The 25,973-nt window shown below is 73.8% G+C and carries 23 protein-coding genes and 1 riboswitch; of the genes, 8 read left to right on the top strand and 15 right to left on the bottom strand.

Annotated elements, in window-relative coordinates; genetic code table 11:
• Positions 1-35 precede the first annotated feature (35 nt).
• The 3 genes from glyA to gcvT are packed head-to-tail and all read right to left on the bottom strand — an operon-like array spanning position 36 to position 2,839.
• The gene (gene glyA, locus QJ852_11970; GenBank protein ID WGX99135.1) at positions 36-1,301 is read right to left on the bottom strand and encodes a serine hydroxymethyltransferase; all 1,266 of its coding nucleotides are present in this window, start codon (positions 1,299-1,301) and stop codon (positions 36-38) included.
• Between the two features lie 10 nt (positions 1,302-1,311).
• Positions 1,312-1,692, bottom strand: coding sequence for a glycine cleavage system protein GcvH (gene gcvH, locus QJ852_11975; protein WGX99136.1), 381 nt, complete (start codon positions 1,690-1,692; stop codon positions 1,312-1,314).
• Positions 1,693-1,720: 28 nt separating this feature from the next.
• Positions 1,721-2,839: a glycine cleavage system aminomethyltransferase GcvT gene (gene gcvT / locus QJ852_11980; protein WGX99137.1), complete on the bottom strand. Its 1,119-nt coding sequence runs from the start codon at positions 2,837-2,839 to the stop codon at positions 1,721-1,723.
• Between the two features lie 155 nt (positions 2,840-2,994).
• Positions 2,995-3,091, bottom strand: a riboswitch (glycine riboswitch).
• Positions 3,092-3,171: 80 nt separating this feature from the next.
• Between gcvT and QJ852_11985 the strand changes: the two genes are divergently transcribed.
• From QJ852_11985 to QJ852_12000, 4 genes are all read left to right on the top strand, one after another.
• Positions 3,172-4,707, top strand: coding sequence for an SDR family NAD(P)-dependent oxidoreductase (locus QJ852_11985; protein WGX99138.1), 1,536 nt, complete (start codon positions 3,172-3,174; stop codon positions 4,705-4,707).
• A gap of 122 nt (positions 4,708-4,829) precedes the next feature.
• Entirely contained in the window at positions 4,830-6,065 is a 1,236-nt protein-coding gene (locus tag QJ852_11990) for an endonuclease/exonuclease/phosphatase family protein (protein WGX99139.1), read from the top strand.
• A 21-nt stretch (positions 6,066-6,086) separates the two neighbouring features.
• Positions 6,087-6,437, top strand: a complete 351-nt coding sequence (locus tag QJ852_11995; protein WGX99140.1) for a UBP-type zinc finger domain-containing protein — start codon at positions 6,087-6,089, stop codon at positions 6,435-6,437.
• The gene (locus tag QJ852_12000; GenBank protein WGX99141.1) at positions 6,437-7,192 is read left to right on the top strand and encodes an endo alpha-1,4 polygalactosaminidase; all 756 of its coding nucleotides are present in this window, start codon (positions 6,437-6,439) and stop codon (positions 7,190-7,192) included. The genes QJ852_11995 and QJ852_12000 overlap by 1 nt, the downstream gene beginning before the upstream one ends.
• On the opposite strand, the gene QJ852_12005 is transcribed toward QJ852_12000, so the two are convergent.
• The 6 genes from QJ852_12005 to QJ852_12030 form a co-directional block, all read right to left on the bottom strand.
• Positions 7,193-8,029, bottom strand: a complete 837-nt coding sequence (locus QJ852_12005) for a universal stress protein (protein WGX99142.1) — start codon at positions 8,027-8,029, stop codon at positions 7,193-7,195.
• A gap of 10 nt (positions 8,030-8,039) precedes the next feature.
• Positions 8,040-8,966: a universal stress protein gene (locus QJ852_12010; protein WGX99143.1), complete on the bottom strand. Its 927-nt coding sequence runs from the start codon at positions 8,964-8,966 to the stop codon at positions 8,040-8,042.
• Positions 8,953-12,345 (bottom strand): thiol reductant ABC exporter subunit CydD, encoded by a 3,393-nt coding sequence (gene cydD, locus QJ852_12015; GenBank protein ID WGX99144.1) that lies wholly within the window; start codon positions 12,343-12,345, stop codon positions 8,953-8,955. Before cydD ends, QJ852_12010 begins: the two co-directional genes overlap by 14 nt.
• Positions 12,342-13,370: a cytochrome d ubiquinol oxidase subunit II gene (cydB, locus tag QJ852_12020; GenBank protein ID WGX99145.1), complete on the bottom strand. Its 1,029-nt coding sequence runs from the start codon at positions 13,368-13,370 to the stop codon at positions 12,342-12,344. The genes cydD and cydB overlap by 4 nt, the downstream gene beginning before the upstream one ends.
• Positions 13,371-13,387: 17 nt before the next feature.
• A complete protein-coding gene (locus tag QJ852_12025; GenBank protein ID WGX99146.1) occupies positions 13,388-14,830 on the bottom strand; it encodes a cytochrome ubiquinol oxidase subunit I in 1,443 nt (480 codons plus the stop codon).
• A gap of 119 nt (positions 14,831-14,949) precedes the next feature.
• Positions 14,950-15,936, bottom strand: a complete 987-nt coding sequence (locus tag QJ852_12030) for a hypothetical protein (GenBank protein ID WGX99147.1) — start codon at positions 15,934-15,936, stop codon at positions 14,950-14,952.
• A 128-nt stretch (positions 15,937-16,064) separates the two neighbouring features.
• Here QJ852_12030 and QJ852_12035 point away from each other — a divergent pair, with 128 nt between their 5' ends.
• Positions 16,065-16,736, top strand: coding sequence for a response regulator transcription factor (locus QJ852_12035; GenBank protein ID WGX99148.1), 672 nt, complete (start codon positions 16,065-16,067; stop codon positions 16,734-16,736).
• Here QJ852_12035 and QJ852_12040 read toward each other — a convergent pair.
• Positions 16,711-17,256: a pyridoxamine 5'-phosphate oxidase family protein gene (locus QJ852_12040; protein WGX99149.1), complete on the bottom strand. Its 546-nt coding sequence runs from the start codon at positions 17,254-17,256 to the stop codon at positions 16,711-16,713. The two genes, QJ852_12035 and QJ852_12040, sit on opposite strands and share 26 nt — an antisense overlap.
• On the opposite strand from QJ852_12040, the gene QJ852_12045 reads away from it, so the two are divergent.
• A complete protein-coding gene (locus QJ852_12045; protein WGX99150.1) occupies positions 17,255-18,856 on the top strand; it encodes a GAF domain-containing protein in 1,602 nt (533 codons plus the stop codon). The two genes, QJ852_12040 and QJ852_12045, sit on opposite strands and share 2 nt — an antisense overlap.
• On the opposite strand, the gene QJ852_12050 is transcribed toward QJ852_12045, so the two are convergent.
• On the bottom strand, positions 18,853-20,355 hold the full coding sequence (locus QJ852_12050; protein WGX99151.1) for a carboxyl transferase domain-containing protein: 1,503 nt from the start codon (positions 20,353-20,355) through the stop codon (positions 18,853-18,855). The genes QJ852_12045 and QJ852_12050 overlap by 4 nt on opposite strands.
• A gap of 34 nt (positions 20,356-20,389) precedes the next feature.
• Here QJ852_12050 and QJ852_12055 point away from each other — a divergent pair, with 34 nt between their 5' ends.
• Complete coding sequence (locus QJ852_12055; GenBank protein ID WGX99152.1) at positions 20,390-21,613, top strand: arginine deiminase; 1,224 nt, start codon at positions 20,390-20,392, stop codon at positions 21,611-21,613.
• A gap of 9 nt (positions 21,614-21,622) precedes the next feature.
• Here QJ852_12055 and QJ852_12060 read toward each other — a convergent pair whose 3' ends face one another.
• Genes QJ852_12060 through QJ852_12070 form a run of 3 tightly spaced genes read right to left on the bottom strand, consistent with a single transcriptional unit; the run spans position 21,623 to position 23,557 of the window.
• Positions 21,623-22,627: a 5'-3' exonuclease H3TH domain-containing protein gene (locus tag QJ852_12060; protein ID WGX99153.1), complete on the bottom strand. Its 1,005-nt coding sequence runs from the start codon at positions 22,625-22,627 to the stop codon at positions 21,623-21,625.
• Between the two features lie 34 nt (positions 22,628-22,661).
• Complete coding sequence (locus QJ852_12065; protein ID WGX99154.1) at positions 22,662-23,198, bottom strand: SRPBCC family protein; 537 nt, start codon at positions 23,196-23,198, stop codon at positions 22,662-22,664.
• Complete coding sequence (locus tag QJ852_12070; GenBank protein ID WGX99155.1) at positions 23,195-23,557, bottom strand: metalloregulator ArsR/SmtB family transcription factor; 363 nt, start codon at positions 23,555-23,557, stop codon at positions 23,195-23,197. The genes QJ852_12065 and QJ852_12070 overlap by 4 nt, the downstream gene beginning before the upstream one ends.
• 82 nt (positions 23,558-23,639) lie before the next feature.
• Here QJ852_12070 and QJ852_12075 point away from each other — a divergent pair, with 82 nt between their 5' ends.
• Entirely contained in the window at positions 23,640-24,050 is a 411-nt protein-coding gene (locus tag QJ852_12075; protein ID WGX99156.1) for a hypothetical protein, read from the top strand.
• 21 nt (positions 24,051-24,071) lie between these two features.
• Here QJ852_12075 and QJ852_12080 read toward each other — a convergent pair whose 3' ends face one another.
• Positions 24,072-25,913: a hypothetical protein gene (locus QJ852_12080; GenBank protein ID WGX99157.1), complete on the bottom strand. Its 1,842-nt coding sequence runs from the start codon at positions 25,911-25,913 to the stop codon at positions 24,072-24,074.
• Positions 25,914-25,973 lie beyond the last annotated feature (60 nt).

Genomic DNA, 25,973 nt, shown 5'->3' on the forward strand with positions numbered 1-25,973 from the left:
ACCCGACGGTACCGCCGCGCCGGCGGGTGCGGGGGTCACGACAACCCCGGGTAGAGCGGATGCGCTGCGGCGAGGGCCGCGACCCGCTCGCGGAGGCGGGTGCCCACGCTCTCGTCGTACGACGGCACGAGCGCCTCGGCGATGACGTCGGCGACCTCCGTGAACGCCTCCGCGCCGAAGCCGCGCGTGGCGAGGGCCGGTGTGCCGATGCGCAGGCCCGAGGTCACCATGGGCGGCCGCGGGTCGAAGGGCACCGCGTTGCGGTTGACCGTGAGACCGATCGCGTGCAGCCGGTCCTCGGCCTGCCGGCCGTCGAGCTCCGAGTGGCGCAGGTCGACGAGGACCAGGTGCACGTCGGTGCCGCCGGTCAGCACGGAGACGCCGGCCTCGACCACGTCGGGCCGGGTGAGCCGTTCCGCGATGATCCGGGCGCCCTCGAGCGTGCGCTCCTGACGCTCCTTGAACTCCGGCGACGCGGCCATCTTGAACGCCACGGCCTTGGCCGCGACGACATGCTCCAGCGGGCCGCCCTGCTGGCCGGGGAAGACCGCGCTGTTGATCTTCTTGGCCAGCTCGGCCCGGCTCAGGATCACGCCGCCGCGCGGACCGCCCAGCGTCTTGTGGGTGGTCGTCGTGACGATGTCGGCGTAGGGCACCGGGCTCGGGTGCAGACCGGCCGCGACCAGGCCGGCGAAGTGGGCCATGTCGACCATGAGGTAGGCGCCGACGAGGTCGGCGATGCGGCGGAAGGCGGCGAAGTCGAGCCGGCGCGGGTACGCCGACCAGCCGGCCACGATCAGCTTCGGCCGGTGCTCCAGGGCGAGTCGCTCGACCTCGGCCAGGTCGACCCGGAAGTCCTTGTCGTCGACGTGGTAGGCCACCACGTCGTAGAGCCGGCCGGAGAAGTTGATCCGCATGCCGTGGGTCAGGTGACCGCCGTGCGCGAGGTCGAGGCCGAGGATCGTGTCGCCCGGGTCGAGCAGGGCGAACATCGCGGCCGCGTTGGCCTGTGCGCCCGAGTGCGGCTGCACGTTCGCGGCCTCGGCGCCGAACAACTCCGTCACCCGGTCGATGGCGAGCTGCTCGACGAGGTCGACGTGCTCGCAGCCGCCGTAGTAGCGGCGGCCGGGGTAGCCCTCGGCGTACTTGTTGGTGAGGACGGAGCCCTGCGCCTCCATCACCGCGACGGGGGCGAAGTTCTCCGACGCGATCAGCTCCAGGGTGCCCTGCTGGCGGGCCAGCTCGGCGGCGATCGCGGTGTGGACGTCGGGGTCGAAGCTCGCCAGCGACCGGTCCAGCATGCCGGCCACCTCAGGCCTCCAGGAGGGCTTCGTAGGCGGCGGCGTCGAGCAGCGCGGGGCTGTCGGCGACCTTGACGACGAACAGCCAGCCCTCGCCGAACGGGTCGCTGTTGATCAGGCCGGGGTCGGCGTCGACGGCCGCGTTGACCTCGACGATCTCGCCGCTGACGGGGGCGTAGAGGTCGCTGACCGACTTGGTCGACTCCAGCTCGCCGCAGGTCTCGCCTGCGGTGACGCCGGTGCCGACCTGGGGAAGGTCGACGTAGACGACGTCGCCGAGGGCATCGGCGGCGTACGCGGTGACGCCGACCCGGGCGAGGTCGCTGGTCGCGGCGTCGACGGCGATCCACTCGTGCTCGGCCGTGTACTGGAGGTGCGTGGGGTTGCTCATGGTGTCTCCTGGAGGTGGGGTCGGTGGGTCAGCGGGTGCGGGCGTAGAACGGGAGCTCGACGACCTCGGCGGCCTCGAGGGTGCCGCGCAGCGAGACGGCGAGGCGGGTCCCCGGCGCGGCGAGTGCGGGCGGGACGTAGGCCATCGCGATCGGCCGCTCCAGCGTGGGGGAGGGCGCGCCGCTGGTGACGACGCCGACCTCGGCGCCGGTGGCCGGGTCGTGCACCGGGTAGCCGGCCCGCGGCGAGCGGCGGCCCTCGGCGACGAGACCGACGAGCACCCGCTGCGGGCCCTCCTCCTTGCGTCGGGCCAGCGCGGTGTCGCCGACGAAGCCCTCCGGCTTGTCGAGGACGACGACCCGCCCCAGGTTCGCCTCGAAGGGCGTGGTCTCCCGGTCCAGCTCGTGGCCGTAGAGCGGCATCCCGGCCTCCAGGCGCAGCGTGTCGCGGCAGGCGAGGCCGGCCGGGACCAGCCCGCGCTCCGCGCCGGCGTCGGTCAGCGCCGCCCAGACCGTGGCGGCGTCCCCCGGCCGGCAGTAGACCTCGAAGCCGTCCTCGCCGGTGTAGCCGGTGCGGGCGAGCAGCACGTCGATCCCGGCGAGGACGCCGGCATCGATGGCGTAGTACCGCAGCGACGGGACGTCGAGCTCGGTCAGGCCGGCGACGATGGCGGCCGAGGCCGGGCCCTGCACCGCGAGCAGCGCCCAGTCGGTCGACGTGTCGCGGACCTCGACGTCGTACCCCGCGGCGCGGGCGGCGAGCTCGGGTGCCACGACGGCGACATTGCTCGCGTTGGCGACGACCAGGTAGTGCTCCTCGGCCAGCCGGTAGACGACGAGGTCGTCGATGATCCCGCCGTCCTCGGCGCAGATCATCGAGTAGCGCGCGCGGCCGACGCCGATCGCGGAGGGCCGGCTCACCAGCGCGTGGTCGAGCGCCGCGCCGGCGCCGGGACCGGTCAGCTCGATCTCGCCCATGTGGGTCAGGTCGAAGAGGCCGGCCCGGGTGCGGACCGCGCGGTGCTCCGCGGTCTCCGAGCCGTAGCGGACCGGCATCTGCCAGCCCGCGAAGTCGGTGAAGGACGCGCCGAGGGCGGCATGGACGTCGTGCAGCGGGGTGAGCCGCGGGGTCCCTGAAGGAGTGGTCATCGGGAGGCTTCCTCGTGGAGAGCACGGCGTACGCCGGCTCGTGGCTGGGTTGCCTCCCCGCTCTGTCATCGCTACCTGAGAGCTTCACCGCCCGATCGGACGGCTTGCACCGTGGGTGCGGGCCGGTGGATCCGGCCCGACTTTCCAGAGTTCGCCTCGTCCCAGCGGTCAGGGTGCCTGAGAGATTCTTGGGGAGATTTGCTCCTTCGGCGCCTCGTCCTCGTGGGACGGGGGCTCTCCCGCTGGGGTTCGAACGGCGCGATGTTCAGTTGTGCGACGCCGAGCCTAGCCTGGATCCGTGACTTGGGTGGCACCGCACGTACGATGCGCCGGTGCCCAGCCCGTACTTCGTCGATCCCTCCGAACAGCTGAGCGGGATCGACCCCGACGAGCTCGCGATCACGCTCAAGGTCCTCGGCCAGCTGCCGCAGCTGCCCCCGGACCACGACGACATCCGCACGGTGAAGCGCGCGGCGTCGTACATGTACAAGATGATCAAGCGGGCCCGGCGCGCCGAGATCCGGATGGAACGGCAGCGCCACGACCAGGAGATCATCGAGCGCACGGCGACCGGTTCGGCCCTGCGCATCGACGACGAGACGGCCGGGATCCCGCTGGTCTCCACGGCGCAGGGCGCGTTCGCGGGTGAGCTGATCACGCCGCGCGGGTGCTACATCTGCAAGGAGGACTTCACCCTCGTCGACGCGTTCTACCACTGGCTGTGCCCCCGCTGCGCCGCGATGAGCCATGCCAAGCGCGACCAGCGCACGGACCTCACCGGCAAGCGGGCGCTGCTCACGGGCGGCCGCGCCAAGATCGGCATGTACATCGCGCTGCGGCTGCTCCGCGACGGCGCGCACACCACGATCACCACGCGCTTCCCCAAGGACGCCGTGCGGCGGTTCGCCGCGATGGAGGACTCCGCCGACTGGCTGCACCGGCTCAAGGTGGTCGGGATCGACCTGCGCGACCCCACCCAGGTCATCTCGCTGACCGACGACGTCGCGGCCGACGGCCCGCTCGACATCATCATCAACAACGCCTGCCAGACGGTACGCCGCCTCCCGGGGGCCTACTCCCACCTCATCGACGGCGAGAGCGCCGCGTTGCCGAGCGCGGAGTCCCTCGGCGTGGAGGCACTGCCGGAGATGGTCACCTTCGACCGGATCTCCGAGGCGCATCCGGCCGCCATCGCCGGAGCCCTGTCGTCGACGGCGGTCGCCCACCACGAGGGCGAGTCGGTCGAGTCGGCCCTCGCCACGCACAACGCCGCGTCCCTCACCGCACTGGCGCTCAAGGCCGGCAGTGCCTCGCTGGAGGCCCATCTCGCCGGCACGGCCGTCGACGCGGGCGGGTTGATCCCCGACATCCAGGACAACAACTCCTGGACCCAGGTGCTCGACGAGGTCGACCCGCTGGAGCTGCTCGAGGTGCAGTTCTGCAACTCGATCGCGCCCTTCCTGATCAACTCCCGGCTGCGTCCGGCGCTGCGTGCGGCCGTGCGCAACGGTGCCCGCCGCGCGTACATCGTCAACGTCTCGGCGATGGAGGGCCAGTTCTCCCGTCGCTACAAGGGCGCCGGGCATCCGCACACCAACATGGCCAAGGCGGCACTCAACATGATGACCCGCACGTCGTCGGGCGAGATGTTCGAGACCGACAAGATCCTGATGACGGCCGTCGACACCGGCTGGATCACCGACGAGCGCCCGCACCACGAGAAGCTGCGGATCGCCGCCGAGGGCTGGCACGCACCCCTCGACCTGGTCGACGGCGCGGCGCGGGTCTACGACCCGATCGTGCGCGGCGAGGCCGGCGAGGACCTGTACGGCTGCTTCGTCAAGGACTACCAGCCCTCACCTTGGTGACGCGCGTGCCGAAAAGCAGGGCAAGGCCGGAATTCCCCGATCGCTCCACATTTGGTGCCACTTCACGAGAAGGTAGATCTATGGCTCCCAGCTCGACAACCCCCCTACGTCGTCATGCCCTCGTGCTCCTCACGGCCCTCGCGCTCGGGCTGGCCGCCCTCGCCTCCGCCTCGCCGGCGCGCGCCGCGGCCACCCCCGACGCCCCCTGGGTCTCCGGCCAGCAGGTGGTCGGCGGTGCCGTCACCGTCAACCTCGACTGGGACCCGGTGCCCGGCGCCTCGTCGTACGACGTCTGGATCTCCAAGGCGGGACCGGACACCTACCCGGGCGAGGACCCGCAGCGCGTCACCCTGGGCGGGCTCGCCAGGAACCACGCCGACATCCGGCAGCTGACCCCGAACACCACCTACTGCTTCGCAGTCGTCGTCAACGGCGACGGCAGGGGCCATGGCAACGGCGGCGCACGCTCCTGCAAGGTGACGCCCCCGGCCTCGCGCGCCGTGGTGCCGACCGCGCTGTCGACGACGGTGGCCACCTTCAACGTCGCGTGCGGTGCCAAGAAGAACTGCAACAAGGGCTGGAAGTGGAAGAAGCGCCAGAAGAAGGTCGTCGCGGACATCGGCCGCGTCAATGCCGACATCATGGTGTTCGTCGAGGGTCACCTCGCCCACAAGTACGGCAAGAAGAAGCGCTGGATCGGCAAGGTCATGAAGAAGCGCGGCTACGCGCTCGCCTGCCAGACGCAGAAGAGCAGGAAGCGCAAGCTGTTCAGCCAGACCGCCTACGTGCGCACCAGCGAGTACGCCGTCGTCGGCAAGAAGCAGAACAGCAAGGGCACCCGGTTCACCATGTTCGGCGACCGTGATCACGGCTTCTGCCAGGCGCTGATCCAGCACCGGGCCACCGGCAAGCAGGTCGCGGTCGGCGCGGTGCACCTCCGTGACGGCAAGGGCGGCGCGGACGGCCTGCGGCAGCAGGAGACCAGGTACGTCGTCGACCGGGTCGCGTCCGCGTTCCCGGGCGTGCCGACCGTGCTGCTGGGCGACTACAACTCCCACCGCGGCCTGGACCGCCGCGGCCAGACCGACACCCCGCGCCTGGTGATGGAGTCGGCCGGCTTCGCCGACGCCGTCGACATCGCCGCGCAGCTGACCTACCCGTACCTCAACTCGGCGCACGGCTTCGAGACCAACCCGCCGCGCTCGTCGACCTGGCCGACCCACGTCGACCGAATCTTCGTCTCGCCGGGCATCACGGTGCCGCGGTGGGAGAACATCGCGGTGCTCGCGGGTGGTCGCTACGCCACCCCGATGGCCTCCGATCACAACCCGGTGAAGGCGACGCTGTACATCCCCTGATCCGGTTCCTAGGGTCGGGACATGGCTGAGGAGATCCCCGCGATCGCGACCGATGTCCCACCCAGCGGGCCTGGCTGTGCCGACTGCGCTGCGGCGGACGGCTGGTGGGTGCACCTGCGGCGGTGCGCCGCGTGCGGGCACGTGGGCTGCTGTGACAGCTCGCCCGCCCAGCACGCCAGCGCGCACTTCCGGGCGAGCGGACACCCTGTCGTCCAGTCGTTCGAGCCGGGTGAGGACTGGTTCTGGGACTACGCCGCGCAGGACTACGGGTCCGGCCCGGAGCTCGCGGGGCCGACCAGTCATCCTGACGACCAGCCGGCGCCCGGCCCGCGGGGCCGGGTGCCGCTGAACTGGCGCGAGCTCATCCACTGATGCTGCCGGCGCTCCTGGTCGGTCTCGCGCTCGCACTCGGGTCGATGCCGGCGGCCCCGCCGGTGACTCCGCCTCCGGGTGGGGTGGACCTCGACTACCAGCTCGGTGGCGCGGTCCCGCCCGCCGCGACCGTCGGCATCGTCGTCCGGGACCGGCGGGCGGCGCCGGAGCCGGGGCGCTACAACGTCTGCTACGTCAACGGCTTCCAGACCCAGCCGGACGAGCGGCGGCGGTGGCGCCGGCATCCCGGGCTGGTCCTGCGCGACGGTGGCCGCCCGGTGGTCGACGACGCCTGGGGCGAGTGGCTGCTCGACATCCGCACCGGAGCCAAGCGCGAGCGCCTGGCCCGGATCGTGGGCCGTTGGCTCGACGGCTGCGCCCAGGCCGGGTACGACGCCGTCGAGATCGACAACCTGGACTCCTTCTCCCGCAGCCACGGCCTGCTCCGGCCCGGCCACGCGAAGAGGTATGCCCGGCTGCTGATCGCCCGGGCCCACGCCGCCGGCCTGGCGATCGCCCAGAAGAACTGGGCGGACCTGGACGGGCGCTCCCTCGGCTTCGACTTCGCCGTCGCCGAGGAGTGCGGTCGCTACGACGAGTGTGGTCGCTACGTCGCGTCGTACGGCGACCGGGTGCTGGTCGTCGAATACCGCGCCCGGGACTTCCGGCGGGCCTGCGCGGTCTACGGCGCCCGGCTCGGCATCGTGCTGCGCGACCGGGACCTCACCCCGGGTGGTCGGCGGGCGTGGTGCTGATCAGCCGCGGTCGGACGGCTCCGGCACGACGGCGACGGTGGTGCGGGCCCGTTCGACGACGGCGGTGGCGATCGACCCGGTGACCAGGCGTCCGACGGTGTCGAGGGGATGCCGACCGACGACGACCAGGTCCCAGGCCGCGGTGCGGCTGCCGAGCACGTCGTCCACCAGTCCGTGCGTGACGCGGAGGGTGACCCGCACGTCGGGGTACTTCTCGCCGAATCCGGCGACGGACTCGGCGAGGAGGAGGTGCGCCTCGTCCTCGGGACCCAGGTCGAGGTCGTCGACCCGCACGTTGCGGAGTCCGGCGACGGCGGCCACGACGTCCCACACGACGTGGACGACGGTGATGCCCTGGCCGCGCAGCGACGCCTGGGCGAAGGCGAAGTCGAGGACGGGGAGCGAGGATGCGGTGCCGTCGATGCCGACGATCACGCCCTTGCCCCGCTGCTCCTCGGCCTGTGGCCGGCACACGACGACGGGGCAGGCGGCGAGCCGGCTGACCGCGGTGCTCACCGAGCCGAGCAGCATGGTGCGGACCGTGCCGCGGCCCCGGGAGCCGAGCACCATCAGGTGGGCGTCGCGGGAGAGGTCGACCAGGACGCCGCGCGGGTCGCCGGGGAAGGTCAGGCCGACCACGTCGACCCCTGGGGCGAGCTCCTCGGCCTGGCGGAGCGCCGCGTCGTTGATCCGTTGCGCGTCGCCCTCCTCGGCGGTGACGACGACCAGCGGGCGCGCCTCGAGGGCGGCCTGTCGCGCGGCCCAGTCCAGGGCGCGGGCGGCGTGCTTGGAGCCGTCGGCAGCGACCACGATGCTGCCCGGTCGGATGGTGTTCATGGGGTCCTCCTCAGATCTCGGCAGGCGGGTCGGCCTGCGGTACGACGGCGACGGTGGTCCGGGACCGCTCCACGACCGACGTGGCGACCGCACCGGTGACCAGACGGAGCAGTGAGTCGACTGGGTGCCGCCCGACGACGATGAGGTCCCAGGTCGCACTGGTGTCGGTCAGGCAGTCCTCGGCCATGCCGCGCGCGAGCTGGAGCTCGACGCGGACCTCGGAGAACTTCGACGAGATCCCGGCGACGCTCTCTCCGAGGAGGACGCGGTACTCGTCCAGGCCCGCCTCTCGCGGGGAGACCGGCGTCGGTCCGTGCACGGCGCCGACCTCGTCCCAGACGGCGTGGACGACCGTGAGGGGCAGGTCCATCAGGGCGGCCTGCCGGAACGCGAACTCGATGACGGGCAGCGACTCGGGCGTGCCGTCGGCGCCGACCAGGATGCCGGCGTCCGTGCTCTCCTCGGGTCGGGGCCGGCAGACGACGACCGGGCAGCCGGCGTCGCGGCTGACCGCCGCGCTGACCGAGCCCAGGAGCTTGCTGCGGAACACGCCCCGCCCGCGGGATCCGACCACGATGAGGTAGACCTCCCGGGAGAGCTCGACGAGCACGTGGCGGGGATCTCCGAGCAGCACCGCGCTCGTGACCTCGAGGTCGGGGTGGAGCTGTCGGGCGAGCTCGACCGCCGCGCTGGTGATGGCGCGACCGCTCTCCTGCAGCTGCTCGGGGTCGTAGGCGTAGGCGGCCCCCACGCCGCTCCAGGCGACCGCCGGCACGCCGGGGATGCCGATAGCGGTCACGACGGTCAGCGGTCGCCGCTCGAGGAAGGCCTGCTCGGCGGCCCAGCGGACGGCCCGGTCGGCGTCGTCGGAGCCGTCGGTGGCGACGACGATGCTGGTGGCGGCGACGGGATGCCCGCCGGTGTCAGTCGTGGTCATGGGTCCAGCCTTCCTGGACCGGGCCGCCGACGACACGGGCCGAGGCCCCGGAGGTGGCGGGACCTTCGGCCCCCGGCTCCAGCCGGACGGTGTGGTCCACCAGGTCCAGGCCCGCGGCGCCATGGGTGATCCACAGCACCGCCCGCTCCCGGCCTCCGCCGAGGACCTCGCGCGCCAGCGCCGCGGCGGTCCCGTGGTCGAGGTGGGCGGTCGGCTCGTCGAGCACGAGGACCGGCTGGTCGGCCAGCAGTGACCGGGCGACGCCGATCCGGGCCCGCTCGCCGCCCGACACGTCCGCATGCCCCGCTCCGATCCAGGTGCCGAGCCCATCGGGCAGCGCGTCGAGCCAGGCCCCGAGGTGCGCCCGGCGCAGTGCGGTCGCGACCTCGGCGTCGGTGGCCTCGGGACGGGCCAGCCGGACGTTCTCGGCCACCGTGGTGGCGAAGACGTGGGGATGGTCGTCGACGAGACCGACCCGGCGACGCACGTCGTCCGGGCCGAGATGCTCCAGGGGCGCGCCGCCGAGGTGCGCGGTGCCGTCGGCCGGGTCCAGGAAGCGCAGCAGGACGGCGGCGAGCGTGCTCTTGCCGGAGCCGGACGGCCCCACGACGGCGACCCGGTCACCCGGACCGAGGTCGAGCGAGACCGGCGCGGTCAGGGGCGCGCGGGTGTCCCAGCGGGCGCGCATCCGGTCGAGCGCGATGTCGTGACCGTCCGCGTTCGCTCGGCTCGGGATGTCGGGAACGGCCGGCACCGTGCGCTCCAGGGCCCGGAGCCGCTGGTCGGCGGCCGCGGTGCGGGCGGCGAGCTGACCCGCGTCGGCGCAGGGGAGCGCGACGTCGGCGAGGGCCAGGGGCAGCAGCACCAGCAGGGCCATCAGCGGCCCGGAGAGGGTCCCGTCCGTGACGGCGCCCGTGGTGATCGCGGCGGTGGCGGCCACGCCGGCGCCGCTGCCGACCAGCACCAGGCCACGCGCGGCGGTCAGCCAGCGCGCGGCGACCGCGGCGACCTCGCCCATCCGGGCGCTCGTCGCCGCGACCCGGTCGGCGGTCGGCGCCGCGCGCTGCCACATCCGCAGCTCGTCGGCGACCTGCACCGCCTCGACCACGGACGCCGACAGCTCGGCGCGCAGCTCCACCAGACGGCGCTCGGCGGTGCGTGCCCCGTGCCGGGCGACGAGGAAGGCGAGCGCGCCCACGAGGACCGTGCCGGCTACGACCGGCCCGGCCGCCGGGTGCAGCAACGTGGCGACCGCGGTCGCCAGCAGGCCGACCAGACCGAGCTGGACCAGTGGCAGCCGGACCCGCAGCTGACGGTCCACCACGCTGTCGACGTCGTCCACGACGGCGCTGAGGACGTCGCCACGGCGCCGGCCGAGCCGGGCGGGCACCAGCGGGACCAGGGCGTCGTAGACCTCGACCCGGCGGCGGGCGAGCATCCGCAGGGCGGCGTCGTGGGCGCGCAGCCGCTCGACGTAGCGCAGCGCTGGCCGGGCCAGGCCGAAGGCACGGACGCCGACGATCGCGACGAGCAGCGTGAGCACGGGCGGGCGGGTCGACGCCTGGACGATCAGCCAGCCGGCCGTCGCGGTGAGCGCCACCCCGGACGCGGAGGCCAGCGCGCCGACCACCGCGGCACCGGCGAGCATCCGGCGCTCGTGCCCGGCCGGGACGACGGCCGGGACGACTGCCGGGACGACGGCCGAGCGCGGGGGGACGGCGACGGTCGAGGACCTGGCCGGGGTCGAGGGGCCGGGCTCCGCAGCCGGCCGGGGCGCGGGCGCGGCCAGCACGATCCGGTGCTCGGCCAGCCCGACCAGTCGCGGCCGGTGCGCGACGACGAGGACGCCGCTGCGCCGGCCCAGGGCGACGATGGTGTCGGCGATGACCTGCTCGGTCAGGTCGTCGAGATGGGCGGTCGGCTCGTCGAGCAGGACCCATGGACGGTCCGCGAGCACCACCCGGGCCAGTGCGAGCCGGGCGCGCTCGCCGGCCGACAGCGTGGTGCCGTCCTCGCCCAGCGCCGTGTCCAGGCCCAGCGGGAGGTCGCGGACCCGCTCCTCGAGGGCGACCTCGCGCAGCACCGCCCACAGAGCGGCCTCGCCGGCGTCCGGGCGCGCCAGGCGGAGGTTGGCGGCGATGCTGCCGGCGACGAACCGCGGCTGCTGCGGCAGCCAGGCGACCTGCGCCTGCCAGGAGGGACCGCCCACGGCGACCCCGCCGGCGGTCACGGTGCCGGCCGTGACCGGCAGCAGACCGGCGACGGCCGCGAGCAGGGTCGACTTCCCGCAGCCGGACGGGCCGACGAGCGCGGTGATCCCGCGGGCGGGGACGAGTGCGGAGGCGTCGGCCACGGCGGGGACGGTCCGACCGGGGTAGGTCACCGTGATGCCGTCGAGCACCAGCGGCGCGCCCGCGGGGGCTGCGGCGTCGACGATCACGCTCGCGCCGCCAGCGAGCAGGTCGTGCGCCTCGGTGAAGGTCGCCGCGCCCTCCGCGGCGGCGTGGAACTCCGCGCCGACCCGCCGCAGCGGCCAGTACGCCTCCGGCGCGAGCAGCAGGATGACGAGCGCGGTCTCCAGCCCGACCGATCCCGACGCCAGCCGGACGCCGATCGTGACCGCGACCAGCGCGACCGACAGCGTCGCGACCAGCTCGAGCACCGCGGAGGAGGCGAATGCGATCCGCAGGGTGCGCAGCGAGGCCCGGCGGTAGCGGTCGGTGACCTCCGCGATCCGCCCCGACTGTGCCCGGGCGCGACGGTGCGCGACCAGGGTCGGCAGGCCGCGGACGACGTCGAGGAAGTGTCCCGACAGCGAGGCCATCGCGCGCCACTGCTCCTCGGCGCGGTCCCGCGTCGCCAGGCCGACCAGCGCCCCGAAGACCGGCACCAGCGGCAGGGTGGCGAGCACGATCACGGCGCTCAGCAGGTCCTGGGTGGCGATCACGAGCACGGTCAGCGGTGGGAGCACGGCCGCGACGACGAGTGCCGGCAGGTACCGGGTGACATAGGGCTCGGCGGCCGCGACGCCGCGGGTGGCCAGCACCGCCGCCCCGCCCGGGTCCCGGGCGAGGCCGGGCCGCTCGACGTACGCACGGACCAGGCGGCGGCGCAGCGCCGTGCTGACCGCGGCGGCCGCCCGGGCCGCGCACAGGTCGGCGGCGGCGCCGGTGAGCGCGCGCAGCGTCAGGACGCCGACGACGCCGAGCGCCCACCCGGTCGGCTCCTCGTCGCGGAGCACCGCGACGACCAGCCCGGTCACCACCCAGGCCTGGGCGATCACGACGATGCCGCCGAGCACGCCCGCGGCGACGACGCCGGCCAGGCCGGCGCGCGCGGGGGTGAGCATCGCGCGCAGGCGCGGGTCCGACGGCCTCATCGGGCGCCCACGGGCTCCGTCGCCGCGGGGGCGGGCGGGATGTGGTGGGTCGCGATCCGCTTGCGGAACACCCAGTACGTCCAGCCCTGGTAGGCCAGTACCAGCGGGGTGAACACGACCGCGGTGACCGTCATGATCTTCAGCGTGTACGCCGTCGCGGCGGCGTTGGTCGTCGTCAGGCCGGCCCCGTCGGCGAGGGTCGTCGGCATCACGTCGGGGAAGAGCGCGAGGAAGAGCCCGGCGACCGCGATCCCGATCGCGAGGAAGGTGCCGAGGAAGGCCCAGCCCTCCCGGCCGGCGCGGGCCCCCAGACCCGCGCCGACCAGGGCCAGCGCCGCCACCACGAAGGCGACCGCGGAGCCGACCGTGCCCGTCTGCTGCTGCGTCCAGACGAGGAAGGCGACCGCCAGGAGCGCGGTCACGCCGACCAGCGGGACGGCCAGGCGCCGGGCCCGGTGCCGGATCTCCCCGTCGGTCTTGAGCGCCAGGAACAGCGCCCCGTGGGTGAGGAACAGCGACAGCGTGGTCAGGCCGCCGAGCAGCGCGTAGGGGTTCAGCAGGTTGACGAAGCCGCCGGCGTACTCCAGATCGGCGTCGATCGGCACCCCGCGCAGGATGTTCGCGAACGTCACTCCCCACAGCAGCGACGGCACGAACGAACCCACGATGATGGCCAGGTCCCAGCGCCCCTTCCAGCGCAGGTCGTCGCGCTTGGCGCGGTACTCGAACGCCAGACCGCGGACGATCAGCGCCAGCAGGATCAGCAGCAGCGGGAGGTAGAACCCGCTGAACAGCGTGGCGTACCACTCCGGGAACGCGGCGAAGGTCGCGCCGCCGGCGACCAGCAGCCACACCTCGTTGCCGTCCCACACGGGTCCGATGGTGTTGATCATGACGCGCCGCTCGGTGTCGTCGCGGCCCAGGACCGGCAGCAGCATGCCGACGCCGAAGTCGAATCCCTCGAGGGTGAAGTAGCCGATCCACAGGACGGCGATCAGGACGAACCAGACGGTGGTGAGCTCCATGGCGTGGTCCTCAGGTCTCAGTAGGCGAAGGCGAGGGGGCGGTCCTCGCCGGGGCGGTCCGCATCGGCCGGTAGGTCGGGCGGCAGCTCCTCCGCGCCCTTGCGGATCCAGGTGAGGAGCAGACGCACCTCCACCACGGCCAGCACGCCGTAGACCGCCATCAGCGCGATGAGGGAGGTCCAGGCCTCGCCGGTCGTGAGCCCGGGGGAGACCGAGTGCTCGGTCGTCATCAGGCCGAAGACCGCCCAGGGCTGGCGGCCCAGCTCGGTGAAGATCCAGCCGAAGGAGTTCGCGAACAGCGGCAGGAAGGGCAGCGCGATCGCCGCGGCGAGCACGGCCCGCCCGGCAGGGGCGCGGCCCCGCCGGGTGGCCCAGAGGATCCAGGCCGCGATCGCGGCGCCGGCCATGCCCAGGCCCATCATCAGCCGGAACGACCAGTAGGTCACCGGGATCACCGGTGTGTAGTCGCCGGGGGAGTAGTACGCCGCGCCCGGGTCGGCGCCATAGGTCTCCCGGTACTTCTCACGCAGGTCGTTGATCCCCTCGACCTCGCCTCCCGGTGTCCCCGTCGCGAGGAAGGACAGCAGGCCGGGGACCTTGATCGAGAAGGTCTCGTGCTCGCCGTCGAGGGTCCCGAGCTGGAAGACGGAGAAGTCGGCGGGTGCCTCGGTCTCGTAGAGGCCCTCGGCCGCGGCCATCTTCATCGGCTGGACCTCGGTCATGATCTTGCCCTGCACATCGCCGCTGACGGCGACACCGAGCGCCGCGACCAGCACGATCCAGGCGCCGGTGCGCACCGCGGGGCGGTAGAGCGCCCGGTCCTCCTCGGTCCGGGCCCGGCGCAGGTGCCACAGCGCGATGCCCACCACGAAGGCCGCGCCGGTCATGTAGGCCGACAGCACCACGTGCGGGAACGTCACCAGCTGGACCTTGTTGAGGAGGACGGCGGCGAAGTCGTTCATCTCGGCCCGTCCCGTGTCGGGGTTGAAGGCGTAGCCGACGGGGTGCTGCATCCACGAGTTCGCCGCGAGGATGAAATACGCCGAGAACAGGGTCCCGACGTGCACCAGGACCATGCAGGCCGCGTGCAGCCTCGGGTTCAGCCGGTCCCAGCCGAAGATCCACAGGCCGAGGAAGGTCGACTCCAGGAAGAACGCCAGCAGCCCCTCGATCGCGAGGGGCGCGCCGAACACGTCGCCGACGAAGCGCGAGTAGTCGCTCCAGTTCATCCCGAACTGGAACTCCTGCACGATGCCGGTCACCACGCCGATGGCGAAGTTGATCAGGAAGAGCTTCCCGAAGAACTTCGTCAGCCGCAGCCAGCGCTCGTCCCGGGTGCGCAACCAGGTGATCTCGTAGCCGGCGATGATCGCCGAGAGTCCGATCGTGATCGGGACGAACAGGAAGTGGTAGACGGTCGTGATGGCGAACTGCCATCGCGCGATGTCGGTCGGGTCCACGGGTGCTCCTGGCAGGGGGCGGATGCTGACGGCACCACGCTAGGAAGCGCCCGGGCTGCGTCCCCACGGCCGGATTCCCCGACCCGATGGGACTTTCGGCCCCCCGGGCGGTGGGACCGTCAGACCTCGAGGACGTCGGCGAGCGCGCGCCGTGGGGTCCGGGGGAGTCCACCGCGGCCGATCGCCTGCCAGCCCACCCGGAGCAGGACGTGCGGCTCGAAGGCACCGCCGAGCACGGAGCGGCCGATCTCGCGACGGGTCTCCTCCACCTCGGTCGGCTGGCTCATCGGGACCACGGACAGACCCTCCCGCGTGGCCTCCAGCCACAGCGCGCTCATCGCCTCCCCGGAACGCAGCCAGCCCGCCACGTCGTCCTCGACGCCGCCGAGGGCGATCACCCGGTCGCCGCCGTGGAGCACCATCCGGGTGTCCTCCAGCAGTCCCGGGCGGAACCGAGAGCGCGCCTGCAGCGGGTCCGGCTCGTCGGGCAGCAGGGCGGCGGGGATGCCGTCCGCGCCGGTGCGACCCACCCAGTGGTCCTGCTCCGCCTGCCGGCGGGCGTCGAGCTCCAGCGCGGTGAGCGCCTGGTTGGCCAGTAGCTCGAGCCGGAAGCGGGCGCCGTCGTCGATCACCGCGGCAGCGGCCACACCCCACGGCGCGGCGAGGCGGCACAGGTCGTCGAGCCGGTGCCCGGGGACCGGCCAGGCGGTGAAGCGGCGCCGGTCGGTGCGGCGGGTGCGCAGCAGCTCCAGGTCCTCGGGTACGACGACCGTCCGGCCGGCCCGGTGCACCCGGACCCGCGCCAGCACGGTCTCGTCCGGCCCCGGCGGCAGCCGCTCGACGGCGGTGGCCCAGCCGAGCGCCCGCGCCGCGAACTGCAGGTGGTGCAGCGCCGCCCCGCAACTCAGCGTGAGGTCGCGTCCGCGCGGGTCCTCCACGGGAAGTCGGCGGGCGAGGTCCGCGGACAGGGTGAGCAGGCCGTCGGCGTACCGCCAGCGCCAGGGCTGGGTGTTGTGCACGCTCGGGGCCAGGCAGGCCAGCGACACCAGCCGCTCGACGTCGGTCGTCGGCGCGGGCTCGGTGCGCGGCACGGCGGGACTGCTCATGGCACTGCTCCTCTCGGTCTCCGCACCAGCCTGCTCGGCCGGTGCGCCCGGCGGGAGGGTCGAAGGTCCCGAGCCGGTGGGTGCGCGGTCCTCGCCCGGCGGGCCGGTTCGCGGCTACCGTGGGTGGGGTGAGTGACGATGCGACGCCGCCGGCCGACGGCCAGATCCGGGTCTACCTCCTCGACGACCACGAGATGATCCGCCGGGGGATCCGCGACCTGCTCGAGAGCGAGGGCGACATCGTCGTCGTCGGCGAGTCGGAGTCGGCCCACGAGGCGACCCGCCGGATCCCCGCGCTGCGCCCGGACGTCGCGATCCTCGACGGGCGGCTGCCCGACGGCTCGGGCATCGACGTGTGCCGCGACGTGCGCTCCCAGGACCCGTCGATCAAGGCCCTGATCCTGACGTCGTACGACGACGATGACGCGCTCTTCTCCGCGATCATGGCCGGTGCCGCCGGCTACGTCCTCAAGCAGGTGCGCGGCAACGACCTGCTCGACATCGTGCGCCGGGTGGCTGCGGGCCAGTCGACCCTCGACCCCTCGGTGACCGCGCAGGTGCTGGACCGCATCCGCTCCGGCCCGCCGGTCAACAAGGAGCTCTCGTCGCTGACCGAGCAGGAGCTGCGGATCCTCGACCTGATCGGTCAGGGCCTGACCAACCGGCAGATCGCCCGCGAGATCCACCTCGCCGAGAAGACCGTGAAGAACTACGTCTCCTCGCTGCTCGCCAAGCTCGGCATGTCCAGCCGCACCCAGGCCGCCATCTACGCGGTCAAGCACGCTCCGCCGTCGAGCTGAGCAGGCGGCGGCCGGTCACCGAGCCCACGGCGATCCGCAGCCCGAGCACCCGGGGCCCGGTCACCCAGGGCCGCGGTCCGTCCGAGGCGACCCGCTCCCGCTCGCAGCGGCCGCGGACCAGGACGCTCCAGCCGCCGTGTCGCTGCTCGTCGATGTCGTCGACCTCGAAGGCCACCTCCCGGTCGGCGCAGTCGCGGGCCATGAGCGAGTAGGGCGTCGTGCGCAGCAGCACCGCGCCGTCGGCGACGGCGAAGTTGACCGGGATGACGGACACGCCGTCCGCGCCGGACCAGGCGAGCCGGCCGACGGGACGCGAACGGAGGAGCTCCCAGCACTCCTCCTCGGACAGCACCACCAGCCGGCCGGGCTGGGCGTCGTACTCCTGCACGGGGACCACCTCCTCGTCGGGCCTCTCCTCGGGGACGCCTCCATGCTGTCCCGTGGCCGGCCGCGGGCCCAGGTGCGGGAGTCCCGAGATCCGCGGGTCCTTGTGCCCGCTGCCGGTAGCGTTCGGGGGCATGAGGGGCACGGACGGGATGGACGGGCCGGACGCCGGCCGGCCGGTGGACCTGGACGGGGTCGAGTTCGAGGACCTGGTGCGCGCCGTGCTCGACCGGATGCACGGCGCGCTGGACCAGCAGGCGCGCCTGCAGCTCCTCCTCGACGCCGTCGTCACGATCTCGGCGGACCTCAGCCTCGACGGCGTCCTGGCGCGGATCGTCGCCATCGCCAGTCGCCTCGTCGACGCGCGGTACGCCGCGCTGGGGGTGCTGAGCGCCGGCGGCAGCCGGCGGCTGCGCACCTTCGTCCATCACGGCATCTCCGCCGACCTCGCCGCCGAGATCGGCGACCTGCCCACCGGTCACGGCCTGCTCGGGCTGATCATCGACCGGCCCGAGCCGCTGCGCCTGCACGACATCGCCGAGCACCCGGCGTCGTACGGCTTCCCCGAGCACCACCCGCCGATGAGCTCCTTCCTCGGCGTGCCCGTGCGGATCCGGGACCGGGTCTTCGGGAACCTCTACCTCACCGAGAAGGCCGGGGGCGGCGACTTCACATCGGAGGACGAGGAGATCGTGGTCGCGCTCGCCGCGGCGGCCGGCGTCGCGATCGAGAACGCCCGGCTCTACGAGGAGACCACGACCCGCGAGGCGTGGGCCCGCGCCACGGCCGCGCTCGCACCGGCGCTGGCCGATCCCGACCCGGCGGACGACCCGGTCGCGGGCCTGGCCGCGCAGGCGCGGGACCTCTCCGGCGCCGATGCCGCCTGGGTCACGCTCACCCCCGGCGACGAGGTCGCCTCGGTGATCGCCCACAGCGGGGTCGAGGACCACGGGGACGGCCCGGTCCTGGAGGTGCCCTTCGCGCAGTCCGCTGACGTGAGCGGCACGCTGTCGCTGGCCTGGTCCCCGGAGCACGAGGACCGCTACCACGTGCTCGACCAGAAGCTCGTCGCGGCGTACGCCGAGCAGGCGGCGCTCTCGCTGCAGTTGGCCGAGGCACGCGAGGACCAGCGCCGGCTCGCGGTCCTCGAGGACCGCGACCGGATCGGGCGCGACCTCCACGACCTGGTCATCCAGCGTCTCTTCGCCGTCGGCCTCGGCCTGCAGGGAGCGACCCGCCTGGTGCAGAAGCCCGAGGTCGCGGCGCGCATCGAGCAGGCGGTCGACGACCTCGACGCCACCATCAAGGACATCCGGCGCGCGATCTTCGGGCTGAGCACCGTCGAGACGGCGGGCGACGTCCAGGCGGAGGTCACCCGGCTGGTCGACCGGGCGGCGTCGACGCTGAAGTTCCGGCCCGCGCTCCGCTTCGAGGGACCGGTCCGCACCCTGATCCCCGACGACGTCGTCCCCGACCTGCTCGCGGTCCTGGCCGAGGGCCTGTCGAACGCCAGTCGGCACGCCGGCGCGAGCGCGGTCGAGGTGATGCTGGAGGCGGGTGCCGAGATCGTGCTGACGGTCAGCGACGACGGCCGCGGGATGGCGGGCGCGGTGACCGAGAGCGGGATCGCGAACATGCGGGCGCGGGCCGAGCAGCGCGGGGGCGAGCTGCGGGTGGAGTCCGCGGCGGACGGCGGGACCACGCTGGTCTGGACGGTGCCGCGCGTCCGTTCCTAGCCCGCCGCCCGCAGGGTCGCGGCGACCACGGCCCGGGTCTCGGCCGGGTCGATCACGTCGTCGATCTCGAACACCCGCGCCACGTTGAGGGCGCTGGCGTGGGCCCGCAGCTCGGCGGTGTGCCGGGCGACCGCCGCCTCGCGCTCGTCCTCCGACAGGGCGGCGAGCTCGTGCGCCAGGGAGAGCCGGACCGCGCCCTCCAGGCCCATCGCACCGAGGTGCGCGTCCGGCCAGGCCACGGTGAGCAGCGGCCGGTGGGTGCTGCCGCCGAGCATCGCCTGCGCTCCCAGCCCGTAGCCGCGCCGCAGCACCACGCCGACCAGAGGGACGGTGAGGCGGGCGCCGGCGTTGACCATCCGCGACGCGTGCCGCACCAGTCCGGCCTCCTCGGCATCGGGACCGACCATGAAGCCAGGGGTGTCGACGAGGGACAGGACGGGGAGGCGCCAGCGCTCGCACAGGCCCAGGAAGTCGGCGGCCTTGGCGGACGCGTCGGCGGTGAGCGCCCCGGCGAGGTGGGTCGACTGGTTGGCGACCACGCCGACGGGGATCCCGTCGATCCGGGCGAACGCGGTGACCAGCTCGGGGGCCCAGCCCTCCCGCAGCCAGGTCACGCTCTCCGCGTCGGCGAGGGTCTCGACGACGGGGCGCACGTCGAAGGCCTCGCGGTCGTTGGCCGGCAGCATGGTGCGCAGGTCCGCGGGGTCCGCGGCTTCTCCGGCGAAGGGAGCCGGCCCCGCGAGGTAGCCGAGGATGCGTCGGACGACGGCGACCGCCTCCTCCTCGTCGTCGACCACGACGTCGAGGACCCCGTTGGCCGCCTGCACCTCGACCGGGCCGATGTCCTCGGCGGCGAACCGCCCGAGCCCGCCGCCCGCGATCATCGCCGGCCCGGCCATGCCGAGGTTGGCGTCCGGTGTCGCGATCCGCAGGTCCGCACAGCCGGCGAGCACCGCGTTGCCGGCGAAGCAGCGTCCCGACACCACGGCGAGCCGCGGTACCACCCCCTCCAGGGCGCCCCACAGGGCGAACGAGCCCACATCGAGCGCGGAGACCAGCGGCAGATCGACGTCGCCGGGACGGCCGCCGCCGCCCTCGGTGAAGAAGACGGTCGGCAGTCCCATCCGCCCGATCAGCTCGACGAGACGGTCGGACTTGCGATGCCCGCGCATGCCCTGGGTGCCCGCCATGACCAGGTAGTCGTAGGACAGCACCGCGCACGGTCGCCCGTCGACGGTGGCGGTGCCACCGATGATGCCGTCGGCGGGTGCCTCGACGACCAGCTCGGCCAGGGGCCGGCGCTGCTCCTGGGCCGCGGTCACGAACCGGCCGTACTCCACGAACGAGCCGGCGTCGACGAGGTCGGCGATGTTCTCCCGGGCGGTACGACGGCCGCGCGCGTGCCAGCGGGCGACCTTCTCCCCACGGGCCTCGTCGGTCGTGAGGAAGCGCCGCGCGAGCAGCTCGGTCAGGCCGGTGGCGGGGGCGTCGTCGGTCACCCGGCCATCATCGCGCAGTGGGTACCGTGCGGTGATGACCCTCCACGTCGGATCCGAGGTCGGCACCCTGCGCCAGGCGATCCTGCACCGCCCGGGCCTCGAGATCGAACGGTTGACCCCGACCAACAAGGACGACTACCTGTTCGACGACCTGCCGTGGGTTGGCCGGGCGCGCGAGGAGCACGACGCCTTCGCGGCGGCGCTGCGCGCCGAGGGAGTGGTCGTGCACCTGCTCGACCGGCTGCTCGTCGAGACACTGGAGATTCCGCAGGCCCGCGAGCACGTGCTCGCCTCGACCTTCGACGAGCGGGTCTACGGGCCGCTCGCCGCCGACGCCCTGCACCACCTGTTCGCCGGCCTGGACGCCACGGAGCTCGCCGCCTGCCTGGTCGGCGGGATGACCCGCGCCGAGCTGCTGGCGCGGATCGAGGAGCCCCGCTCGGTCGTCGTCCGCACCCTGGAGGCCGACGACCTGCTGGTGCCGCCGCTGCCGAACCAGCTCTTCACCCGCGACACCTCCGCGTGGGTCTACGACGGCGTCAGCGTCAACGCGATGAGCAGGCAGGCCCGGATGCGCGAGACCGTGCACTACGAGGCGATCTACCGGTGGCATCCGGCGTTCGCCGGTGCCGGGTTCCGCTGGTGGTCCGACGGGACGGCGGATGCGCCGGCGACCGTCGAGGGCGGCGACATCCTGGTGCTGGGCCGCGGCGCGGTACTGGTGGGGATGAGCGAGCGGACCACGGCCCAGGGCATCGAGCGGCTCGCCCACCGGCTGTTCGCGGCCGGCAGCGCGCGGCGGATCGTCGCGGTCGCGCTGCCGCGCCGGCGGGCGTTCATGCACCTCGACACGGTGCTGACGATGATCGACGAGGAGACGCTGACCCAGTACGCCGGCCTGGGCGACCTGCCGGCGTACACGATCGAGCCCGGCGACACCGACCAGGAGCTCGCGGTCACCGCCCACCCGCCCGGCGGCCTGCACACGGCGATCGCGGCGGCGCTCGGCGTGGACCGGATCCGGGTGCTGACGCCGAGCCAGGACGCCCGCGCCGCCGAGCGCGAGCAGTGGGACGACGGGTGCAACGTGCTGGCCGTGCGGCCGGGCGTGGTGGTCGCCTACGAGCGCAACGCCGCGACCAACGAGCACCTGCGCGCCCACGGCGTCGAGGTGATCACCATCGCGGGCAGCGAGCTGGGCCGGGGCCGCGGCGGGCCGCGGTGCATGACCTGCCCGGTGGAGCGGGACGGGATCTGAGCCCGCGGCTCACTCGCGCGGCACGGAGGCCGGGTCGCCGGTCAGCACCCGCAGGGCCAGGACGGTGGTGGCCTCCATGTTGAGGTGGCCGACCACCCGCTCGACCCGCTCGATGTCGAGCGGCAGCAGCCCTGGCGTGCCGGGCACGTCGGGGGTCAGTCCGAGGTCGAGGTCGGTGCGACCGGACATCAGGCGCAGGTTGAACTCGTAGGTCGCGCGGGCGCCCGGCGCGGACAGCCGCTTGAGGACCGTGGCGCCGGTGCGGCGGGCGCCGGTCTCCTCGGCCCAGGCGTCCAACGCGGCGACCACCGAGCGGCCCTCGTCATGCTCGATGTCGGCCCAGATCTCGCGCATCGACCCGATGTGGGAGAGGAGGTAGGCGGCCGTCTTCTCGCCGATGCCGGCCACCCCGGGCAGGTTGTCGCTGGCATCGCCCCGCACGGCGGCGAACTCCAGATAGCGCTCCGCCGGGACGCCGTACATCGAGCGCAGGTGGGCGGGGGTGAGCAGGGGAGAGCCGTGGATGCCGCCGTCGATCAGCCGCAGCACGCGGGTGTGCTCGCTGATGTGGGCGAAGGAGTCGCGGTCGGAGGTGATGATCACGCAGTTCCAGCCGTTGGCCTCGGCCCAGGTCGCGGCGGAGGCGTTGACGTCGTCGGCCTCCAGGCCCGGCGGGGTCAGCGTGGCCAGGCCGAGCGCGTCGAGCAGCGCGCCCGCCCGGTCGAGCTGGTCGACCAGCTCGGGGTCCTTCTCGGCCCGGCCGGCCTTGTAGTCCGGGTAGGTGTCGCGGCGCAGGGAGGAGGTCCGGTCGTCGAGGCCGAAGATCACCGCGTCCGGGGCGAAGGAGTCGATCGACTCGATGATCTGGCGCAGCATGCCGTGCAGGGCCCAGGCGGGCCGCCCGCCGCGGTCGCGGTGCCGGGTGTGGGCGCGCGCGTGGTGGTGGCGGTGCAGCAGGGACGGCGCGTCGACGGCGAGCAGCAGCCTGCGGGGGCGGTCCGGGACGGGATTCATGGCGATCCCGTCGATCCTAGGGTGCGGTTGGTCCTCAGCCGAAGGCGCGGCGGTAGTGCTCGGAGAGGGCCGGGTAGTAGTCGTCGAAGTCGATCGCGGCGGGGTCGGCACCGGTCTCCGCGGCGACCATCCGGTCGAGGTAGTAGTCCCAGCCGGGGCCGACGTTCTCGGCCATGGCGGGGTCGGGGACGTTCTGCGCGAAGGTCAGCGACGTGACGCCGTCGGCCTCCGTGAGATCGAGGCGCAGCTGCCACTGCTCGGGGTTCTCCCCGTCGTAGGGCATCGAGGTCGTGATCCGCAGCCGGTACGGCGGCACGCACTCGTCGATAGTGAACCGCTCCCCGGGCACGTCGTCGCCCTCGTAGGTCATCTGGAAGATCACCTCGCCGTCGGCGGGATCCCCGGTCCAGGTGCCGAGCCACCGGGCCAGCCGGTCGGACTCGGTCACGGCCGCCCAGACGTCCTCGATCGGAGCGCGGAAGGTGCGGACGAGCTCGACGTAGGTCTCGTCGTCGAGGTCCCGGCGGCGGCCGGTGGCGGTCGGGGGCGTCGGATCGCCGGGGGTGGTCATGCGGTCTCCTCGTGGGTGTGCGGGTGCGGGGTGCTGCGACGCTCGCGACCGGTGCGGCGGACCTCGAGGTCGAGGCCGTCGAGCGCCGATGCGGGGATCGGGGGAGCGGTACGGCCCAGGCCGTCGGCCCAGCTCCGGACGGGAGCGAGCCCGGCCCGCAGGAGCCGGTAGTGCCGCTCGCGGCCACGCTGCTCGGCCGCGACGAGCCCCGCCTCGACGAGCAGGCGCAGGTGCTTGCTGATCGCCGGGCGGCTGATCGGGTGCTCCGCGGCGAGGTCGACCACGCGGGCCGGCCCGGCCGCGAGCCGGTCCAGCAGGCTCCGGCGGACCGGGTCGGCGATCGCCTCGAACGCGTCCATGGTCAATTTGGTAACATATGGGTTACCAATCTTTCAAGGGACGCGGGCGACGTGCGGCCGGATCCCGCGCTAGGCTTCGAACATGCGTTCGGTCCGAGGTGGCGCGGAGGCCCAGGAGTGCCTGCCGCTCGACCTGCCCCCGCCGGTGGCGTCGGCGCCCCGGGAGCGTCCGGCCCGGCAGCGGCCCGAGGCGCTGATAGCCGACGGCGAGGACGTGCGGATCCGGCTCCGCAACGACGCCCTCGCCTCCCACGGTTGGCCGGCCGGCACCGAGCTGCTGGTGTCGACCGACCGTCGCCCGCGCCGCGGGGAGGTGGCGCTGGTGCGGGAGGGTGGCCGGCTCCGGATCGGGGTGCTCGAGGTGCGGTTCGGGCGCTCGGCCCTGCGCACCGACCAGGGCGCCGTCCTGCTCGGCCCGTCGGCCCGGATGGTCGGGGTCGTCACGGTCGCCGGTGCCCCGCTGGCGGGGATGCCGGTGCGGTCGGTGCCCTGAGCCGGACCCGGCGGGACGGTGTCAGTGCGGGGCGATGACGACGGTCCAGCCGATCGCCTTGCCGGAGGCCACGCCGGCGGTCGCGACGTGGGCCGGCCAGGTGCCGGTGTCGGCCGGGCCGCCGTCCGCGGTCAGGCTGCACGCCTGACCGCTGCCGCTGCTCGTCCCGGTGCGCCGTGTGACCAGGTCGGCTGGGACGGTCCAGGTGACGGCGGTGTTGACCTTGGTCACCCAGTGGTGGAGCACCCGGGAGCCGGGCACCGTCACCGCGGCCGCCGGCGCGATGTGCCCCGCGCCGCTGCCGGGCTCTGCCCGGGAGACCGCGGCCGTCACCGCCGCGCCGTCGTAGGCCGCCAGGCTCACGTCGACCTTGCTCGTCGCGTCGAGGGCGACCGTGACGGCCGAGCCGGCGGTCCCGAGCGCCGCGGTGCGGGTGAACACCCAGGAGCGGAGGTCGTCGTCGGTCGCCGTGCCGAGCAGGGTCCACCCGGCCGGCGTCGTGATCGTCGCCCGCCGGTTCGTCGCGACCAGCAGGACCAGGACGTCGCCGTCCCGGACGGCGGACGGGACGACGACGGTCGCGCCGGTCGCGTTGCGGCTCACCCCTGTCACGGCGCGGAACTCGGTCGTGCCGTCAGGTGGAGGGGGTGGCGGTGGACGCTCCGGTGCGGAGATCGCGACCGAGAACTCCGCGCCCCCGCTCACCCGGCGCGCATCGGCGATCCCGGCCACGGTCACCGCGGTCGAGCGGCTGGTCGTCGTGCCGTCGCCGAGCTGGCCGGAGGAGTTGTGTCCCCACGCGCGCACCGTCCCGTCGGCCAGGGCGGCCAGGCCGTGGTCGCGGCCCGATCCGATCGTGACCGCCCCGGTGACGCCGAGGACGGTGACCGGCCGGGTCCGCTGCGTGGTGGTGCCGTCTCCGAGCTCGTTGCGGTAGTTGCGCCCCCAGGCCAGGACCCGGCCGTCGGCACGCAGCGCGTAGGAGTGATGGGCCCCCGCGGCGACCGCGGTCGCGTCGCCGGCCACCTGGACCGGAGCGGTGCGGTCGGTGAGCGTTCCGTCGCCGAGCTGCCCGTAGGCGTTCCAGCCCCACGCCCATACGCTCCCGTCGGAGCGCAGCGCCAGACCGTGGTCCCGGCCGCCGGCGAGGGCCGTCACCCCGCTGAGACCGCCGGGACCGCCGACGCGGACGGGAGTGACGCGGCTGGTCGTCGTACCGTCGCCGAGCTGGCCGTCGCCGTTGAGCCCCCAGGCCCACACCGTGCCGTCGGTGGCGACGGCGTAGCTCATGTCGCGCCCGGCGGCCACGACGGTGTAGGTGCGGGTGCCGGGGACGCGAACCGGGCTGTTGCGGGTCGTGGTGGTGCCGTCGCCGAGCTGCCCGGCGTGGTTGTAGCCCCAGGTCCACACCGAGCCGTCCGCGCGCAGGGCAAGCGAGTGGTAGTGGCCGGTCGAGACCATGGTGATGTCGCTCAGCCCCGGGACGGCGACCGGCGCCGGACGGGTTCCCCCGGTCACGCCGATGCCGAGCTGGCCCATCTGGTTGCTGCCCCAGGTCACGACCGTCCCGTCGGAACGCAGCGCCACGGTGTGCTCGCGACCGGTGTGGACGTCGACGACGTCGGTCGGTGCGGCGAGGGCGGTCGCGGTGCGATGGGGAGTCGTCGTGCCGTCGCCGAGCTCGCCGAACGCGTTCCCGCCCCAGGAGTACGGCGTGCCCGGGGTGCCGGCCACAGCCGGCGTGAAGGTCCTGGCCCCCTCGCTCCCGGTCGGCGGTGGCAGCGTGACGAGCACGCTCACGAACAGCCCGACGAGGATCCCGTCGAGGAGAAGGGCGAGGACGCGCGCGCGGGGAGCGGCCACGTCCCCGACGCTAGGCCGGGTGGGCGGGCGCCGGCCTCACCAGGATCGGGTAGAGACTGG

The organism is Nocardioides sp. L-11A, assembly GCA_029961745.1.
Classification (GTDB): domain Bacteria; phylum Actinomycetota; class Actinomycetes; order Propionibacteriales; family Nocardioidaceae; genus Nocardioides.